Source organism: Mesorhizobium erdmanii (assembly GCF_013170725.1).
GTDB classification, from domain to species: domain Bacteria; phylum Pseudomonadota; class Alphaproteobacteria; order Rhizobiales; family Rhizobiaceae; genus Mesorhizobium; species Mesorhizobium erdmanii.
Genome location: NZ_CP033361.1, coordinates 5348109 through 5365405, shown reverse-complemented (window position 1 = coordinate 5365405; position 17297 = coordinate 5348109). Strand labels below are relative to the sequence as shown.

The window sequence follows — 17297 nt, the reverse complement described above, 5'->3', positions numbered from 1 at the left end:
GCAGGGGTTACTTTGCACAGGCATCTGGCACCTTCGAATAGTCCCAGCCCTTGGTCGGCGCCGGATTGGAGAAATAGGCGTCGAGCCACTCCTCCGGCATCGGATCCTTGGGTGGGATCGGGAAGATCGAGACGGCATCGGTCGTCATGCAGTCCTTGTACCATTGGCCGAGATCGGCGCTGTGCACCGGCGGGATCGGGATCAGCAGCGTATTCAGCTTAGGCTTCTGGCCGTCGAGCATGCGTTCGCCGACGCGAAACAGCGTCTCGGCCGTCCAGTGCGGCAGCACCGCATGGCCTTCGAAGCGGTATTTGTCGGGATTGGCCTTCCAGTAGCCCAGCGCATCGCCGGTGATCGAGCCGGTGATCAGCGGCGCCGGCCGGCCGGCTTCGGCGAAAGCCTCGGCGACGACGCGGCTTTCGCTGCCGGTCGTCCACACCGCATCGATCGGCGCCGGATTGGTGGCGATCGCTTGCAGCACCACCGTCTTGGTGACGTTGGCGGTCCAGTTGCCGTTGACGTTGCGCGAAATCTTCAGCTTCGGATTTTCGGCCAACGCCTTGTCCGCGCCCTGGCGCTCCTGCACCACGATCGGGTGGCCGGCAATGCCTTCGACGAGCAGGATACTGGCGCCGTCGGGCTGAGCCTTGCCGATCGCCGTCATCATGTCATAGCCCCAGCGCGCATAGTTGGAATCGACGTTGACCGCGTTCGGGCTGGTCACGGAGCCGGCGGCGGTAATGAACGGGATGCCGGCCTTGGCGGCGGCATCGATCGCGTCATCGAGTGCTGTCGCCGAGCCCGGGATCGAGGTGATGATCGAGCACTTCTTGTCGATGAAGGCGCGGATCTGGTTGATCTGCTGGCTGGCATCGTTGTTGGAATCGGACACCTCGAAACTCGACACCGTGCCGTCGGCGATCAGCCCGTCGACCAGGCGCTTCAACTCCTTGGTCACGGTGACCCGCCACGGATTGCCCTGGTAGGATTCCGAGTGGCACCACTTCCATGGCTTCGGCGGCGGCGTGAAATTGTCCCAGGCCGAGGGCAGCACCTTCTGCGGCGCGCCGTCATACTGCGCCTTGAGCTCTGTTGGCAGCCCGCCGATAACGCCTTGCACGTCCTCAGCAAAGGCGGTCGTCGCAAGCGAGGCGAGTGCGGTTGCGGCGAGCATGCCGCCTAACATTCTTGTCATCTTGTTCTCCTCCGTTCGGTTTGGTTCAGGCTCCTCCACCGGCAGCGCCGGACACCCGCACGGGAGAACTCTCCCGGAACAGGCGATTGAGATCGGCAACGACCTGACCGGCTTGGTGCCCTGAGGTCATGCCTGAAAGGATACGGTCGGACGCTGCCTGCTGGAACGCCATGTAGCCATCATGGCGTGGCCGCACCCATGCGCCCTCCAGCGTCGCGCGGGTGTTCCTGTAGAAGTTGCCAGTCGCGGCATTGACGGTCTGGTCCTCCCAGCCCGCCGCGTGACCCGGCTGTCCGCCGGCGGCGGCATAGGGACCGCGCTGGACGTCGCCGCTGGCGACCCAGTAGGCAAAGTCGATCGCGGCATCCCTGGCCCTGGAAAAAGCCGAGACGGCGATGCCGGTACCGCCGAGCGCCGAGCCGATCGGGCCGCTGGACCCAATGACCGGGATGTCGGTGAAGGCCAGCCGGTTCGCGCGGAACCCGGCAATCGCGTATGAGACGTAACCGTAGATCAACGGTGCGCACACGATCCGCGAACCGGCCAGCGCCATGCGTTCCGAAACGGCGATCGGATCCATCCCGAAGCAGCCCGGTTCGACCAGCGCGGCAATCTCGCGCATCGCCTCGAAGACTTCGCTGCCGGCCTGGACATCGATCAGGTCGGTGGACGGATCGGTGGCGCACGGATGACCGAGATTGCCGGCAAGCGTGTAGAACACCATCAGCACGTGCGGCGGCCGCAACGGCAAGAGCACGCGGCCTTGCCGGGCGAGATCGAGCACCTCGCTCCAGTGCGCCGGCGGCGCATCGAGCGCATCTGGCCGCCAAGCCTGGACCTGGGCCGCCGCATCGATAGGAAACGCCCATTGCCGCCCTTGCCAAGCGTAGCTCGGATAGGATTGGCCGACACTGCCCGAGGCGAGCGCCGTGCGCTCCGCTTCGCGGCGGGCAACATCCAGCGGCGCAAGACAGCGTTCCGCGGTGATCTGGCCGACATGGGGATGGTCAATGACGATCAGATCATAGGCGCGCGCCAGCTCCTCGACCGGAAAGGATTCGAAATCCTGCAGTGAGCGCTTGTCCCATTCGATGGCAACGCCGGTCTTTTGCTCCCACAGAGCCGAGCACGCGACCATCGGATCGTAGCCGCGCGGATGGCTCCAGGTCATACCCTTGAGCGTGGTCACAGGCCGAACTCCGCGCGGATCGCATCGCTGTGCTCGCCGATGCGCGGTGCCGCCCGATCGACCTTGGCCCTGATGCCATCGACCCTGAGAGGCGAACTGGTGGTGAGGATTGAGACATCGTCCTCGCGCGTCACCGTCTGCAGCATGTCGAGCGACTGGAAACCTTCGCTCGCCAGCATTTCCGGCCAGGTCAGCACCTTGGCGCACCAGATGTCGGCTGGTTCCAGAATGGCCAGCCATTCGTCGATCGTCTTCGTCGCGATCCGCTGCGCGATGATCGCCTTGATGTCGTCGCGCGCGGTGAACCACGATGCCGGTTTGTCGCGATAGGGCGCCAACTCGTTGAGTGACAGCAGATCGGCGAGTTTCGGGATCGGCGTCATGGCGATGGCCAGGTAGCCGTCCTTGGCCGGATAGACGCCGTAAGGCGCCGAGAGATAGGCATGCGCGCTGCGGAAATTGGAACGCTTGGGCAAGCGGCGGCCATCATTGAGATGCGTCGTCAGCACCTCGAACTGGAAGTCGACAAGCGCTTCCAGCAGGCTGGTTTCGATATGGCTGGCCTGGCCGGTGATGCCGCGCCGCACCAGGGCGGCCAGAATGCCTTGCGCGCAGGCAGCGCCCGCCAGCATGTCGCCGATGGCGAGGCCGAACGGTACCGGTCCCTGATCCTCGTCGCCATTCAGCCACATCACGCCCGAGCGCGACTGCGCCAACAGGTCCTGGCCGGGCCGCTTGACCCAGGGACCTTCCTCGCCATAGCCGCTGATCGAGGCATAGACGAGCCGCGGGTTGATCTTGCGCACGGCCTCATAGTCGAGGCCGAGCCGTTCGATGACACCTGGCCGAAAATTCTGGATCAGCACATCGGCCTTGGCCAGCAGGCCGCGCAACGCCTCGAGATCGGCCTCGTTCTTGAGGTCGATGGCAAGACTCTCCTTGGCCCGGTTGATGGCATGGAAAATGGTGGAATCGCCGCCGATCTCGGTGTCGCTGAGATAGAGCCGGCGCGACAGGTCGCCGCCGTCCGGACGCTCGATCTTGATGACGCGGGCACCGAGATCGAGCAGCCGGAGCGAGCAGTACGGCCCGGACAGGAACTGGCTCATGTCGACGACGACGAGGCCGGCAAGCGGCAATTCGGCCTGAGCCGGCATTCTATTTCTCCGTCTTGCCGGCGAAATCGGCCGGGTTGCGGTACTTCACCGTCTGCAGATGTTCGCAATACAAAACGAGCTCGCCTTCGCCCTTGAACACCTCGTAGCTGGCGCGGATCAGCCCCATCTCCTTGTAACGCGGCTTCTTGTCGAGGTTGGAGCGGATCGAATAGATCGTGTCACCAATGAAGACAGGCTTTATGAAACGAAGCTTGTCGTAGCCGTAGGAAAAGGCGTTGACGCAGTTGGTGGCGACCAGCCCCAGCCCGGCCGAGAAGACGAAAGCGCCGGCGATCAGCCGCTTGCCGAAAATGCCCTCGCTTTCGGCAAACATCTGGTCCTGCACATAGGGGTGGATGTCGAGCACCAGCGTGTTGAACAGATGGCTGTCGCCTTCGGCCATCGTGCGCCGCAACGAGCGGATTTTCTGGCCGACCGGCCAGTCCTCGTAGAACCAGTTCTCGGCGTTCCACACCGGCAGCGCGGCATGATCTTCGGGCATGTTCTTGGGGTGCGTCGAGGCAACGCCGACAGTGGGCGCGAAGTCGTTCATGGCTGGCTCCGCCGGTCCTGGAGGAGGCACAGCGCAGCCATCTCAACGCGCGTCGAGGCGTACGAAAGCAAGACGTCACCTCCTGTCAATCTTCTTTTGTAAATAGTATTTTCACATATGGGGTTGCGTTGCAAGCGAGGACAGGCGAAATTTTGGTTGTTCCCACGGTGCCAAAGTGCCGGCGGGCAGGGGAGGAAATCATGAGCGGTGCATGTCTGGTGTTTGTCGGCAGCCTGAACCGGGAAGCGCCCTACTTTCAGGGCGCGCGCGGTGTCGGCCTCGGCGTCTACAGCTTCGACGAGGCAACTCTGGAAATCCGGAAACTGGCCGAGACCAACGACGTCGACAATCCGACCTTCCTGACGGTGACGCCGGACGGCTCGCGGATCTATGCCAATTCGGAAGTATTTGCCTGGCGCGAGGGCACCATCTCCGCCTACCGCTTCGATCGTGGCTCAGGCACGCTCACCTATCTGAACAAGCAGCCATCACTCGGCAGCATCACCGCGCACAACACCATCACCCGCGACGGCACGAAACTGCTGGTCGCCAATTACGGCATGGGCGAGGGCGGTCCGGATCGCGCCGTGGCCGTGTATGGCTTCGACAGGGATGGCGCACTATCGCCACCGCTGGCCAGCGTGTCGCACAAGGGCACCGGCCCGAATGCGGCGCGGCAGGAACGCTCGCATGCGCACAGCGTCACCGAAACCATTGCCGGTGGAGCGGCCATCGTCGCCGATCTCGGCACTGACCGCCTGGTGTCATACCGGATCGAGCAGGATGGAAATCTGACCAAGCTTGCCGATTCCGCTTTGCCGTCAGGCGCCGGTCCGCGCCATCTCGCACTGCATCCGAACGGACGCTTCGTCTTTGTGATGAACGAGCTGGATTCGACCGTGGTTTCGATGGTGCTGGACGAGGCCACGGGAAAACTCTCGGTCATCGACGCCAAGCCGGCGGTTCCGGCCGAGGCGCGCGACAGCAATCATTGCGCCGATATCCAGATCTCGCCGGATGGCCGCTTCATCTACGGCTCCAACCGTGGCCATGACAGCGTCGTCATCATGGCCGTCGACCAGCAGACCGGTACGCTCGGCCTTGTCGGTTATGTCCCCTGCGGCGGCGCTACGCCGCGCAATCTGGCGCTGACGCCGTCAGGCGGCCACCTGTTCTCCGCCAACCAGAATGCCGACCGCATCTCGATCTTCGCTCGCGATGCCGGGACCGGCATGCTGACCGACACCGGACGCGCCATCGAGATCGGCACGCCGATGTGCGTCAGGATCGTGCGCTGAAGCGCTCGTGGGTCGGAACGGCCGGACTCAGGCCTGCTGGATTGCCGAGAGCTTCCAGTTGGAGCCGTTCTGACGCGTGAAGGTCCACAGTTCGGTGGTCTCCGTCGGGTGATCCTCGTCGCCGTCGACGACCTTGCCGCTGGCCCGTTCGCGCGTCACGTCGCGAGATTCGTAACGCAAGGCGGCAGTGGCGTAGTCGCGGTCGTCCTCGCGCCAGCTTTCGGCGATATCGGCCTGCAGCAAGGCGATGTCGGAGACCTCGTTCCTGAGACCTCTCTGGGCGTTGTCGGCCAGCTCCTCCGAGAGATAGGACACCATCTCGGGCGTGACTGCCCGACGCAGCGCAGCGTGGTCTTCGCGTCCGAATGCTTCCTGGACATCGGTTAACAACTGCTGGAAGGCGTCAAGGTCGGATTGAGCCAACGTGATCTCTTCGGAACCGGCGGCCGGCGAGCCTCCGCCCGAACCGCCGCCAAAGCCCGGAATGGTGAAGGGACCCGCAGCCTGCGGCTGTCCCGTTGCACGGTTTTCAAAGCTCGATGCCGGGGCATTGCCGGCACCGGCGAGTGCAGGGCCACGCGCCGATTGCGACCGGAAGAAGCGGATGGCCAGCATGATCGCGCCGCCGATGAGCAGGGCCTGCAGCAGGAAACCGAACATGCCGGCCAGGCCGCCAAAACCTTGGCCGACGAGTAGGCCGATCAGGCCGCCGAGCAGCAGGCCGCGCATCATTGTTCCGCCGAAGCCGCTCATGAAGCCGGGCCTTTGCGGGCCGGCCTGCGGCTGCCGGGCGGCGGAGTTCACACCGGTGTTGGGCGTCATCGAACGTTCGACCGGAGCGGTCGGCGCCGGAGCGGTCCTGGTCGGTGGCGCCGATTGGAAGGTGCGCGTGCCGCGACTGCCGAAACTGCCGCCGCGCCGTGCCTCGGCATGATCGATCGCGACCATTGAGAAGGCAAGGAACAGGCCTGCGAAAAGAGTGGCAAATCGGCTGGTGCGGGAAAGCATCGGTATGGACCTTTGTCGATGTGGCTTTGGAAATTTCGGCAGATGCCGGCGGGCTTGCCCGCGTCATGCGGTCAATCGAACAGTTCTTCGAAGAATGATTTCTTGCGCTTCGGATAGCGGTGGCCTTGAGAGCGCGGATAATCGTCATCGCGGCCTTGGCCATGGTGCGGCTGGGAGTATGCCGCCGGTTGCGCCTGCGGGGCGGGCGGCGCTTCCTTGGCCGATCGCTCGATGATCTTGTCGAGTTCGCCTCGATCGAGCCAGACGCCGCGGCACTGCGGACAATAATCGATCTCGATACCTTGCCGTTCGCTCATCACGAGCGCGACGCGGCAGGAGGGGCAAACCAGGCCAAGCAGGGAAGTTGTCATACGGGGCTCCAAACCGAAGGTATGAGCCCGCTTGACCGAAAAGGAAGGAACGGGCCCGTTAAAGCGGTCCGACATCACAATCACCAGAAGCGATCGTCAGAGGGGCCCGGCCCGCACCCCACAATTAGGAATGCGGAGCCGTGCCTTCAAGGGCGATAGTGCCGGCAAGAATGATTTGTTCGCCGTTGCCGTTGCTCAGATCGTCACCACGCCCCTCGGTCGAGCCGGTGCGCTGGTGGCGCTGTTGCCGGAGCAGCCGCGCCATCTCTACGACTGCCACGCCCTTTGGCTGCAGACGCCGCATCTGCCGCTCAAGATGCGGCTTGCCGTCGACGCGCTGGCGGCCGCCTTGCCGAAACTGATGGGTTGATTGCGAGCCGCGCGGGCTTGCGCTCTTTGAGGCGCCGCTTTCCAATGCCATATGAAGGCGGAATGCAGGCATTGCGGGAGAGGCGGTTCATGACCAAAGGTTCGGATCTGTTCGTCGCGGCCCTCGAGAATGAGGGGGTCGACCGGATCTTCGGCATTCCGGGCGAAGAAAATCTCGACATCGTCGAATCGATCCGCCGTTCGTCGAGCCAGCTGATCCTGACCCGCCACGAACAGGCCGCCGCCTTCATGGCCGCCACCTATGGCAGGCTCACCGGCAAGGCAGGCGTGTGCATCACCACGCTTGGCCCGGGCGCGCTCAATCTGACGACCGGTGCTGCCTACGCGTTGCTCGGCGCCATGCCGATGATCATGCTCACCGGCCAGAAGGGCATATTGTCGTCGCGGCAGGCGCGCTTCCAGATCGTCGATATCGTCGCGGCGATGAAGCCGTTGACCAAGCTGTCGCGCCAGATCGTATCGCCCAGGATGATCCCGTCGCTGGTGCGCGAAGCTTTTCGCGTCGCCCAGGAAGAGCGGCCGGGTCCCGTGCATCTGGAACTGCCGGAAGACATTGCGGCGGCGGAATGCGAGCCGGTGGCGCTGGTGCCGACACATCCGGTCGAACTGCCCACGGCAAGTGCTGCCGCGCTCGATCGTGCCGCCCGCATGATCATGGAGGCCAGGCGTCCGCTGCTGATGTTCGGCGCGGCGGCGTCGCGGCCGCGCGTGACCCCCGATGTCGCCCAGTTCGTGCTGCGCACGCAAATTCCGTATTTCACCACACAGATGGGCAAGGGCACCGTGCCCGGCGGCACCGAGCTCTATATGGGAACGGCAGCCCTTTCGGAGCGCGACTATGTGCACGAGGCCATCGAGCAGGCTGACCTGATCATCACCATCGGCCACGACACGGTCGAGAAACCGCCCTTCATCATGGGCGCCAACGAACCGAAGGTGATCCATGTCGGCTACCACTCGGCCGATGTAGAACAGGTCTATTTCCCACAGGCCGAGATCGTCGGCGACCTCGGCCCGTCGCTGGCGCTGCTGGCCGACCGCGTCGAGGGCAAGATTCCCAATGCGCAGGCCCTGCTGCCGCTCAGGGAAGGGATTTTGAGCCGGATCGCCGCGCGTGCCACCGAAGACCGCTTCACACCGCAGCGCATCGTGCATGACGTGCGCGCCGTCATGCCCGCGGACGGAATTCTCGCGCTGGACAACGGCATGTACAAGATCTGGTTCGCGCGCAACTACCGCACCCGCATGGCAAACACACTGCTACTCGACAATGCGCTGGCGACCATGGGCGCCGGCCTTCCCTCGGCGATGATGGCGGCGCTGCTCTATCCCAACCGCCGAGTCATGGCCATCTGCGGTGACGGCGGCTTCATGATGAACAGCCAGGAACTGGAAACCGCCGTCCGGCTCAAGCTCAACCTCGTCGTGCTGCTGCTGGAAGACCATGCCTATGGCATGATCCGCTGGAAGCAGGCGGTCGACGAATTTCCGGATTTCGGCATGACCTTCGGCAATCCCGATTTCGTCAAATACGCCGAGGCCTATGGCGCCAGGGGGACCAGGGTTGCCGAGATCGCCGCCTTGCGGCCGGCGCTGGAACAGGCCTTTGCCGGCGGCGGCGTGCATCTCGTCGTCGTGCCCATAGACTATTCCGAAAACACCAGGGTGCTTGTCGACGAATTGCGCGAGCGGCTGCCTGCCCCAAAGTCGACCTGACGGCGCGAAACCGCCGTCAGGTGCTGAGGTCCTACACCTTGCAGTAAGGCGTTACCGGCGCGATCTGGCCGAAATCCTTGACGATTTCGTAGCTGATGCCGTCGGCCGCCGCCTTGCCGACATAGGAATGGCAAAGCGTGTGGTTGTTGGAGGCGTCGACGCGGATCTTGCCTTGCGGCGCGTCGAACTCGATCGTCGGCAGCGCCTTGAGCACATCGTCGTCTTTCAGCGATCCGGCCTTCTCGGCGGCCAGCGCATAGAGGTGCAGGCCGTTATAGCCGGCCTCGCCGATGCCGTTGACCATTTTCTCCTGGCCGAATTTCTCGCGGAAGCTCGCGATGAACTTCTTGTTGACCGGATTGTCGAGCGCCATCCAGTAGGGCTGCGGCGCATAGGTGCCGGCGGCAACGCCGGGCGGCAGCGCGTCCTTGTTGAAGACCTCGTCGAGTGGCGCGATCAGCGGCTGTTTGATATCGAAAGAGCGATACTGCTTGAGCTGGGTGACGGCGTCGTTGCCGACCACCATCGACCAGACGACATCGGGCTTCAGCGACTTGATCTTCTGGAAGGCCGGGCCGAAGTCCGTGGTGCCGAAGGGATAGTAGTCGGCGCCGATGATCTTGCCGCCGGCCTTCTCATAGGCAGCCGTGATCGCCTCGGTCATCTTCTGCGGCCAGGCATAGTCGGAGGCCATGACATAGATCGTCTTGCCAAGATTCTCGGCTACCCAGGGCATCATCGGGTCGACCTGCTGCATCGGGATCGGGCCGGTGGCGACGAAGTAGCGGTTGCATTCGCCACCCTCGAAATTGGTCGGGTAGAAGAACAGCTTCTTGGCCTTCGAGGTCACCGACAGCGTCGCGCTGCGCTCGGGCGAAATGATCGTGCCCATGATCACGTCGACCTTGTCTTCATTGAGAAGCTTGCGCGCCTTGTCGATCGAACCCTTGGTGGTTGTTTGGTTGTCCTCGATGAACAATTCGACCTGGCGGCCGCCAATGCCGTTGGCGGCGTTGAGTTCGGCGGCGGCGAGCTTGTAGCAATTGAGCAGCGTTTCGCCGAGGATCGCCTGCAGCCCGGTGATGGGGATCGACAGGCCGACCTTGACGGTGTCGGCGGCGCGCAGGATCGATGGCGCGCCGACCATGGCGAAGGCGGCGGCCGCGCCGCCGGATTTCAGGATGGTTCTTCTGCTTATCATTGTTGTGTTCCCTTCCAGTCCAGGCGCGCCCCATGCACGCCTTACAAAGTCAAAAAATCCCCGGCGCGCTTCACGCGCGCCTTACAGGGCCAACAGGTCTTTCAGCAGGCTCTCGTCGGCGAACGCCTCCGGCGTGCCTTCGTGCACGATCCTGCCCTTCTCCATCACCAGGCAGCGGTCCGCCGCCTTGAGCACGAGATCGAGATTCTGCTCGACCAGAACGATCGCGATTCCGCGCTCGCGGGCGATGCGCGGCACCAGTTCGGCGATCGATTGCACGATGTTCGGCTGGATGCCTTCCGAGGGTTCGTCGAGCAAAAGCACGGAAGGCAGGCCGCACAGAGCGCGGCCGATCGCCAGCATCTGCTGCTGGCCGCCCGAAAGCGTGCCGGCAACCTGTGCTTCGCGTTCGCGCAGGATCGGAAAATAGCCGAAAATGTCGTCCGGAATGCCGCCATCGCCGCGATCCCTGGCGGCGCGGGTGCCGACTTCCAGGTTCTGCCGCACGGTCAGCTGGTTGAAGATGCCGCGCCCCTGCGGCACATGGGCGATGCCTGCTCGCGCCCGGCGGAAGGCGGGGGCGTTGGTCAGGTCCTGATCGCCGAGAAGCACCGCGCCACCGCTCGCCTTCAGCCCGCCGGCGATGACGCGCAACAGCGTCGTCTTCCCAGCGCCGTTGCGGCCGAGCAGGCCGACGACTTCGCCTGATGCGACGCTGAGATCGATGCCGTTCAGCACCGGGAGCAGGCCATAGCCGGCTGAGATCGCCAGTGTCCGCAGCATGGTCAGCGCCTCCCCAGATAGACGTCGCGGACCATTTCGTCGGCCTCGATGTCGTGGAAAGGACCGCTGCGCAGCCGGCGCCCCTGATGCAGCACCAGCGTCTCGCAATTCAGCGCCCGCACGAAGCGGATGTCGTGTTCGACGGCGACGATCGAGAACTCCCCCTTGAGCCGCAGCAGCATCTCGGCGGTCGCCAGCGTCTCCTGTGGCGTCATGCCGGCGGTCGGCTCGTCGAGCAGCAAAAGCCGCGGTTCGATCGCCAGCGCCATGCCGATCTCCAGCCATTGCTTCTGGCCATGCGCCAGTTCGCCGGCCAGCGTGGCCGCGCGGTTACCAAGCGCGACCAAGTCCAGCAACTCGCCAAGCGGGCGAACCGGCGCGGGCGCGCCCCACCGTGCAACCTTCAGATTGTCTTCCACCGACAGGCTCGGAAAGACCGAGGGGATCTGGAATTTTCGCGCAATGCCGAGCCGCGCGATGCGGTGCAGCGGCAGGCCGGCAATGTCGTGGCCGAGGAAGCGCACGCTGCCGCTGGTCGGCCGGAGCGTGCCGGTCAAAACGTTGAGGAAGGTGCTCTTGCCGGCGCCATTCGGTCCGATGATGCAGCACAATTCCTTGTCGCGCACGGTGAGGTTCAAACCTTCGAGCGCCTGCAATCCGCCAAAACGGATACCGACATTCTCGGCCAGGAGCAGGACGTCGCTCATGGCGCGTGCCTCCGGCTTTTGAACAGGCCTTTCAGCCGCGCATAGATCGACAGGATACCGTCGGGCAGCACGAAGACGATGATGACGAAGACGCAGCCGAGCAGCAGCGGCCACAGGCTCGGGTTGAAGCTTGAGATCGTCTGCTGCGCGCGCTGGATGAAGATGGCGCCCAGCACCGGACCTAGCAGCGTGCCACGCCCGCCAACCGCCACCCAGACGATGACTTCGGTCGACAGCAGCAGGCCGGAGAGATCGGGCGCTACCAGTCCGGCCATGCAGACATAGAGCGCGCCCGCAAGCCCGGCGATCGCCGCCGAGAGGATGAAGGTAACGAGCAGCCGCAGCGGTGCATTGTGGCCAAGCGCTGCCGCCCGCACTTCATTGTCCTGGATGGCGGTGAGCACCGTACCCCAGCGGCCGCGGCTGATCGACCACAGCGCCAGCACGACAATCGCGACGATGGCCGCGACGAAGACATAGCTCGGCAGGTCCTGGCTGAGATCGACGTGCAGCCCGCCAACATCGAACGCGATTGGCGGGATGCCGATCAGGCCGCTGTCGCCGCCGGTGACCGAACTCCAGGAGACGGCGGCCTGCTGGCAGATGACGCCCATCGCCAGCGTGACGATGGTGAAGTAGCTGCCGCGGATGCCGCCGAAGAACAGGAAGTAGCCGATGATGGCGGCAACGAAGGCCGCGCCGGCCACGGCGCCCAGAATGCCGAGCAGGCTGCCGAAGGGAATGGCGTCGTTGAGCGTGATCAACGCCATGATGTACCCGCCGATGCCGAAGAAGGCGGCGTGGCCGAAGCACAGGATGCCGGTGCGGCCCCAGAAGAAGTCGAGGCTCGCCGCGAACAGGCCGAAGATCAGCGCGTCGCGGATGACGGTCAGCTGATAGCCGTCGGCGAACAACGGATAGACGACGGCGAGTGCTGCGCAGACGGCGAAGATCAGCAGCCAGTTGCGGTCGCGGGCGATCATCGCGACGCTCCGTTGAACAGGCCGTTGGGCCGCAGCCGTACGGCGACGATGGCCGCGAGCAGCACGATCGCTTGTGCCAGCGAGGGCGAGATCTGGTAGTTGAGGATGCTGGTCAGTCCCCCAACGAAAACGCTGCCGGCGACGAGGCCGCCAATCGAGCCGACGCCGCCGACAATGACGACGAAAAAAGCGTTGGCGAGATAATTCACCCCCATCTGCGGCAGCACGATCGCCAGTGGCGCGACCAGCCCGCCGGCAAGCCCGGCGATGGCCGCGCCGAAGGTGAACGCAATGGCGTAGGTGCGCCTTGTGTTGATGCCGACGCCTTCGGCCATTTCGCGGTTCTGGATGACGGTGCGGATGTCAAGCCCGAACGACGTCCGGCTGATCAGCAGCACGACGCCGAGCAAGGTCAGCATGGCAATCGCGATCAGGATCAGCCGGTAGGCCGGATAGACGGTGAAGAACAGGTCGAACGTGCCCTCGATCGGCGGCGTCACCGGCTTGGCGCCGAGGCCGAAGGTCAGTTCCAGCCCTTGCTGCAGGATCAGGCTGACACCCCAGGTGGCGAGCACGGTCGAGACCGGCCGCGAATAGAGATGGCGGATGATGGCGAATTCCAGGACGCAGCCGACCACCGCACCGGCGAGGGGGGCAGCAAGCAGCCCCAGCCAGAACGAGCCGCCGATGCTCTGGACGAAATAGACAGCGAAGGCGCCGACGGTCACAAATTCGCCATGCGCAAGATTGGTGACGTTCATCAGGCCGAAGCTGATCGCCAGCCCGAGGCCGACCAGCATCAGGATGCTGATCAGCGTCAGCGCGTTGAGGAGCGTGGTGACCAGAAAATCCATCGCGTCAGGCAGCACTTGCAAGCCGTTGGCGCAGGCCCGCGAGCAGGCCTTCGGCCGCGTCGATCACGGCCGCCTGATGCGGCTGCAACTCCTGCCCGGCCCATTCGTCGATATGGTCGGACAGGGGATCGACCACTTCGGTGCGATGATTGGCCAGCGTCTCGATCACGGCATGGCCGCAGAACGGCACGTAGCCTTCGGAGTAACCGCCTTCGTGGGTCATCATCAGCCGTCCGTTCGACGTCTCGGCGGCCAACGCCACCATGCGCGCCGCAAGGCGCCGGAAGCATTCGCTGTTGAGCATCATGCGTCCGAGCGGATCGAAGCCCGAAGCATCGAATCCGCAAGCGACAATGACGAGATCCGGCCTGAAGGCGCGCAATGCCGGGGCGACGATACGGTCGAACGTCGCTTCGTAGGCTCCGGTACCGCTGCCGGCCGGCAGCGGGATGTTGATGTTGTAGCCTTCGCCTTCGCCCTTGCCATTGTCGGCCAGCGCGCCACGCCCGGTCGGATAGAGATTGTCCTGGTGCAGGGAAATAGTCAGTACCGACGGGTCGGAATAGAACACCGTCTCGGTGCCGTTGCCGTGGTGCACGTCCCAGTCGACTATCGCCGCGCGGCCGAGCAAGCCTTCATGCTGCAGCCGGCGCACCGACACGCCGATGTTGGAGAACAGGCAGTTGCCCATCGCCTGGTCGGGCTCGGCATGATGCCCCGGCGGGCGCGCCAACGCATAGGCGTTGTCGACCCGGCCGGTCAGCACAGCGCGCATCGCCGCGTAGGTGGTGCCGGCCGAGAGCAGGGCGATGTCGAAACTGTTGAGGCCGATCGGCGCCTGCGGCCCGGCGAAGCCGCAACCCCGTTCGCTGAGCATCCTGATGTCGTCGATATGGCGCTGCGTGTGGACGCGCAGCAGGTCCTCGACCGTCACCGGCTCGGCAAGGATCGGCACCAGATGGCGCGCCAGGCCGCTGACCTGGATAAGGTTGTTCAGCCGGCGCTTCGACCCCGGCGATTCCAGGTGCCGCCCGGGTTCCACGAAACGGCCGGGAGGCATCATGTCGGCGCTGGAGCCGGTGTCATGCCACATCAGCTGTTCGTGAAAAACGTAACCTGTCGCCATCCGCAGCGTCCTCTACAATCCGCAGGAGGCTAGCAGGCTAACGATACGATGGCCCGACCCGAAAGAGGGGTCGCATCAGATCTCTATACCCCTCCTTTCGGAGGGTGACGAAGGTTTGAGGCGGCCTGGGCGGCACGCACGGCTTGCACGCGGTTCGATACCGAGAGCTTGCCGAAAATGTTCTTCAAATGCCATTTCACCGTCGTCTCGCTCACCGACAACGCGACCGCGATATTGCGATTGGACATGCCTTCCGACAGGCAGCGCAGCAGTTCGGATTCGCGCTGGGTGAGCTGCTCCTTTTCGGCCGTCGGTGCTGCCGGCTTGCGCGTCGGCACGGGCATCGTCTGCGCGGCATCGATGATGCGCGTCGCATAGGCCGACAGGGACGGGTCGCTCTTTGCTTGAGCGGCGCGCAGCCGCATCAAGGCTTCGACGACAGGCCTGCCTTCGTCGACGAAGGATCGGATGAAGCCGGAGGGCTGGGCAAGGCGCAGCGCTTCCAGAAGATGCCGGTCCGCCTCGCGCTGGTCATGGCCGGCGCTCTTGGCGCGCAGGATCAGCGCCAGGATGTGGCGGCGCATGCGCCCGCCGCTTTTCGTTCGCTCCAGCAACGTGTCGAAAAGTGTCGCGGCCGCCGCGTAGGACTTTTCAGCCGTCAGCAGCCGGCCCTCGGCGAAGAACTCGAATTCGTTGGCTACGGTGGGGGCGGTCTCAGTGCTTTCGCCCCGATGCTCGTCGAGCAGGGCGCGTGCCTCCACGATTCGGTTCTGGTCGAGCAGAAGCCGGATGCGATCATGCACCAGCACGGAGGCAAGGCGGCGGTAGACCGAACCGCGCACACGCTGGTAGACGCGCTCCAGCATGTCGAGCGCCGCGTCGCCGCGACCGGTCAGCTGCAGCACGCGGGCATAGGTCGGCACGCTGGCCAGGGGATAGACGATGACCGCGGCGCCCTCGATCAGCGGTCCCAGATTCTCGACCAGCGTCAGCGCTTCGCCCGAAGCGTTGGTCTCGTAGGCGAGTTCGGCAAGCAGCGTTCCGGCGAGTGCCTCGGCATAGGAATTGGCGCCGATCCGTGTCCTGGCCTCGATGATCGTGTTGCGCAGCAGCCGTTCGGCGGCGGGCAGGCGGCCGGCCGAGCGCTCGATGACGGCCATGTAGCAATTGGCGATGGTGACGCCGAGCAGGCTGCCGCTTCGCTCATGCGCCCTACGCGCCGCGTCGACCGCCGCCCGGGCGCCCTCGAGGTCGCCCAGAGCGTAGAGATTGTAGCCGATGACGTTGGCGGTTGCGCCTTCCATGAACCAGGCATCGGGCGCGATGACGCGCAACGCGGCCAGCGCGGTGTCGCGCGCGTCCTCGAACTGCTCCAGCGTGCTGTGCACGGCGGCATCGAGAACGGCGATCTCGGCCTCGATCGTGGTGCCGGTCAGCGTGCCCGGATCCTTGCCGTCGGCCGGCCCGGTCTCGACCAGCTTGCGCGCATTGGCGAGGGTCATCTGGGCGATTTCGGGCTGGCTCGAGTGCACCGCCAGCCACAGCACGATCAGCTGCAGCCGGATGCGCTGGTCGACCAGTTGCTTCGGCAGGAGCGCCAGCAACTGGCGCACGTAAAGCAGCTGGCACTGGGCGATGAGTTCGAGCGCGTTGTTCTCGACGAACACCGCCGCGCGCGCCTGGTCGCCGGCGGCCAGCGCATGCCCGATCGCCTCGGTCAGCATCTTGCGTTCGCCGAACCATTCGGCGGCGGCCAGGTGCAGCGGGGCGATCATCTCCGGCTCGCGCCGTTCCATTTCGCGGCTGAGGAAGTCGTGGAACAGATGATGATAGCGGAACCAGCGCCGCTCCTCGTCGAGCGGGACAAGGAAAAGATTGCGGGTCTCGATTTCGGTGATATCGGCCTCGGCATCCGCGGCACGCAAGACAGCCCGGCAAGCCTCGGCGCTGAAGCGCTCGAAGATCGAGCTGTGGAGCAGGAACTTGGCCAGCGCCGGTGGTAGCCCCAGGAAGACTTCGCCCATCAGGAAGTCGGCGACGTTGCGGTTGGCGCCGGTGAAATTGCCGATGACGGTTTCCGGCGCATGCGCGGCACTCAGCGACAGCGAGGCGAGTTGCAGGCCGGCGGCCCAGCCTTCGGTTCGCGAACACAAGGTCTCCACCGTGCCGCTGCTGACGCTCAGGCCGAGCTTGTCGTTGAAGAAGGCTTCGGCCTCGGACGAGGCGAAGCGCAGATCATCCGGGCCGATTTCGAAAACGTCGCCAAGCACCCTGAGCTTGCCGAGCTGCAAGTCGGGCAAGTTGCGCGAACCGATGACGAAGGCAACATTGGCGGGCGCCTGTCGGGTCAGCCGCTCCATGAACCGCTTCACCGGTGGCGCTTCGATGACGTGGTAGTCGTCGAAGAACAGGGTGATCTCGGCGTCGCGCGCCGCAAAGCCCGCCATCAGTGCCGCGAGCACGACGTCGAGCTGCGGGATCGGGCTCGACTGGAAGGCGAGGTCGAGTTCGGCCGGGTTCTGGACGAGGTGGCGCAGCGCGCCCACCAGATGCGACAGGAAGGCGCCTTCGTCATTGTCCGTCGCCTCGCAGGACAGCCAGGCGGTCAACCGGCCAAGCCGCGCGACTTCCGTGGCCCATTGCGCCATCGTCGTCGACTTGCCGAAGCCGGCGGGCGCAGCGAACAGCACGATGCGCGTGTCGACATGCCGCTCCAGTCTCGACAGGATGCTTTCGCGCCGCACCCACCGGCGATGGTGAGACGAT

General features: G+C 64.7%; 15 protein-coding genes and 1 pseudogene. 3 read left to right on the top strand and 13 right to left on the bottom strand.

Annotated elements, in window-relative coordinates; translation table 11 throughout:
- Positions 1 to 7: 7 nt before the first annotated feature.
- Genes EB233_RS26105 through EB233_RS26090 form a run of 4 tightly spaced genes read right to left on the bottom strand, consistent with a single transcriptional unit; the run spans position 8 to position 4094 of the window.
- Entirely contained in the window at positions 8 to 1195 is a 1188-nt protein-coding gene (locus tag EB233_RS26105) for an ABC transporter substrate-binding protein (RefSeq protein ID WP_064988749.1), read from the bottom strand.
- 25 nt (positions 1196 to 1220) lie between these two features.
- Positions 1221 to 2366, bottom strand: a complete 1146-nt coding sequence (locus EB233_RS26100; protein ID WP_064988750.1) for an ABC transporter substrate-binding protein — start codon at positions 2364 to 2366, stop codon at positions 1221 to 1223.
- A 14-nt stretch (positions 2367 to 2380) separates the two neighbouring features.
- A complete protein-coding gene (locus tag EB233_RS26095) occupies positions 2381 to 3541 on the bottom strand; it encodes a CaiB/BaiF CoA transferase family protein (RefSeq protein ID WP_064987928.1) in 1161 nt (386 codons plus the stop codon).
- Position 3542: 1 nt separating this feature from the next.
- The gene (locus tag EB233_RS26090; RefSeq protein WP_064987929.1) at positions 3543 to 4094 is read right to left on the bottom strand and encodes a MaoC family dehydratase; all 552 of its coding nucleotides are present in this window, start codon (positions 4092 to 4094) and stop codon (positions 3543 to 3545) included.
- Between the two features lie 200 nt (positions 4095 to 4294).
- Here EB233_RS26090 and EB233_RS26085 point away from each other — a divergent pair, with 200 nt between their 5' ends.
- Positions 4295 to 5392, top strand: coding sequence for a lactonase family protein (locus EB233_RS26085; protein ID WP_064987930.1), 1098 nt, complete (start codon positions 4295 to 4297; stop codon positions 5390 to 5392).
- 27 nt (positions 5393 to 5419) lie between these two features.
- On the opposite strand, the gene EB233_RS26080 is transcribed toward EB233_RS26085, so the two are convergent.
- Positions 5420 to 6400, bottom strand: a complete 981-nt coding sequence (locus tag EB233_RS26080; RefSeq protein WP_064987931.1) for a Tim44 domain-containing protein — start codon at positions 6398 to 6400, stop codon at positions 5420 to 5422.
- Positions 6401 to 6471: 71 nt separating this feature from the next.
- Entirely contained in the window at positions 6472 to 6771 is a 300-nt protein-coding gene (locus tag EB233_RS26075; RefSeq protein ID WP_064987932.1) for a TFIIB-type zinc ribbon-containing protein, read from the bottom strand.
- A gap of 223 nt (positions 6772 to 6994) precedes the next feature.
- On the opposite strand from EB233_RS26075, the pseudogene EB233_RS26070 reads away from it, so the two are divergent.
- Together EB233_RS26070 and EB233_RS26065 are read left to right on the top strand one after the other, a co-directional pair.
- A pseudogene (locus tag EB233_RS26070) lies at positions 6995 to 7141 on the top strand (LysR family transcriptional regulator); the annotation flags it as partial.
- Positions 7142 to 7230: 89 nt separating this feature from the next.
- On the top strand, positions 7231 to 8877 hold the full coding sequence (locus EB233_RS26065) for an acetolactate synthase large subunit (RefSeq protein ID WP_064988751.1): 1647 nt from the start codon (positions 7231 to 7233) through the stop codon (positions 8875 to 8877).
- A 31-nt stretch (positions 8878 to 8908) separates the two neighbouring features.
- Here EB233_RS26065 and EB233_RS26060 read toward each other — a convergent pair whose 3' ends face one another.
- From EB233_RS26060 to EB233_RS26030, 7 genes are all read right to left on the bottom strand, one after another.
- Positions 8909 to 10078, bottom strand: a complete 1170-nt coding sequence (locus EB233_RS26060; RefSeq protein WP_064987934.1) for a substrate-binding protein — start codon at positions 10076 to 10078, stop codon at positions 8909 to 8911.
- An 81-nt stretch (positions 10079 to 10159) separates the two neighbouring features.
- Positions 10160 to 10861 carry an ABC transporter ATP-binding protein gene (locus EB233_RS26055; protein ID WP_064987935.1) on the bottom strand — a complete coding sequence of 234 codons (702 nt, stop codon included), beginning with the start codon at positions 10859 to 10861 and terminating at the stop codon, positions 10160 to 10162.
- Between the two features lie 2 nt (positions 10862 to 10863).
- On the bottom strand, positions 10864 to 11568 hold the full coding sequence (locus EB233_RS26050) for an ATP-binding cassette domain-containing protein (RefSeq protein WP_064987936.1): 705 nt from the start codon (positions 11566 to 11568) through the stop codon (positions 10864 to 10866).
- Positions 11565 to 12551 (bottom strand): branched-chain amino acid ABC transporter permease, encoded by a 987-nt coding sequence (locus EB233_RS26045; RefSeq protein ID WP_064987937.1) that lies wholly within the window; start codon positions 12549 to 12551, stop codon positions 11565 to 11567. Before EB233_RS26045 ends, EB233_RS26050 begins: the two co-directional genes overlap by 4 nt.
- The gene (gene urtB, locus EB233_RS26040; RefSeq protein ID WP_244277578.1) at positions 12548 to 13420 is read right to left on the bottom strand and encodes an urea ABC transporter permease subunit UrtB; all 873 of its coding nucleotides are present in this window, start codon (positions 13418 to 13420) and stop codon (positions 12548 to 12550) included. Before urtB ends, EB233_RS26045 begins: the two co-directional genes overlap by 4 nt.
- Entirely contained in the window at positions 13410 to 14531 is a 1122-nt protein-coding gene (locus EB233_RS26035; protein WP_064987938.1) for a class II histone deacetylase, read from the bottom strand. Before EB233_RS26035 ends, urtB begins: the two co-directional genes overlap by 11 nt.
- 83 nt (positions 14532 to 14614) lie before the next feature.
- Positions 14615 to 17275 carry a winged helix-turn-helix domain-containing protein gene (locus tag EB233_RS26030; protein WP_244277579.1) on the bottom strand — a complete coding sequence of 887 codons (2661 nt, stop codon included), beginning with the start codon at positions 17273 to 17275 and terminating at the stop codon, positions 14615 to 14617.
- Positions 17276 to 17297 lie beyond the last annotated feature (22 nt).

Excerpts from the sequence above, each read along its gene's own strand:
- EB233_RS26080 (WP_064987931.1), bottom strand. The coding sequence starts at position 6,400 with ATGCTTTCCCGCACCAGCCGATTTGCCACTCTTTTCGCAGGCCTGTTC.
- EB233_RS26090 (WP_064987929.1), bottom strand. The coding sequence starts at position 4,094 with ATGAACGACTTCGCGCCCACTGTCGGCGTTGCCTCGACGCACCCCAAG.
- EB233_RS26065 (WP_064988751.1), top strand. The coding sequence starts at position 7,231 with ATGACCAAAGGTTCGGATCTGTTCGTCGCGGCCCTCGAGAATGAGGGG.
- EB233_RS26045 (WP_064987937.1), bottom strand. The coding sequence starts at position 12,551 with ATGATCGCCCGCGACCGCAACTGGCTGCTGATCTTCGCCGTCTGCGCA.
- EB233_RS26050 (WP_064987936.1), bottom strand. The coding sequence starts at position 11,568 with ATGAGCGACGTCCTGCTCCTGGCCGAGAATGTCGGTATCCGTTTTGGC.
- EB233_RS26055 (WP_064987935.1), bottom strand. The coding sequence starts at position 10,861 with ATGCTGCGGACACTGGCGATCTCAGCCGGCTATGGCCTGCTCCCGGTG.
- EB233_RS26105 (WP_064988749.1), bottom strand. The coding sequence starts at position 1,195 with ATGACAAGAATGTTAGGCGGCATGCTCGCCGCAACCGCACTCGCCTCG.
- EB233_RS26075 (WP_064987932.1), bottom strand. The coding sequence starts at position 6,771 with ATGACAACTTCCCTGCTTGGCCTGGTTTGCCCCTCCTGCCGCGTCGCG.
- EB233_RS26060 (WP_064987934.1), bottom strand. The coding sequence starts at position 10,078 with ATGATAAGCAGAAGAACCATCCTGAAATCCGGCGGCGCGGCCGCCGCC.
- EB233_RS26085 (WP_064987930.1), top strand. The coding sequence starts at position 4,295 with ATGAGCGGTGCATGTCTGGTGTTTGTCGGCAGCCTGAACCGGGAAGCG.
- EB233_RS26100 (WP_064988750.1), bottom strand. The coding sequence starts at position 2,366 with ATGACCTGGAGCCATCCGCGCGGCTACGATCCGATGGTCGCGTGCTCG.
- EB233_RS26095 (WP_064987928.1), bottom strand. The coding sequence starts at position 3,541 with ATGCCGGCTCAGGCCGAATTGCCGCTTGCCGGCCTCGTCGTCGTCGAC.
- EB233_RS26035 (WP_064987938.1), bottom strand. The coding sequence starts at position 14,531 with ATGGCGACAGGTTACGTTTTTCACGAACAGCTGATGTGGCATGACACC.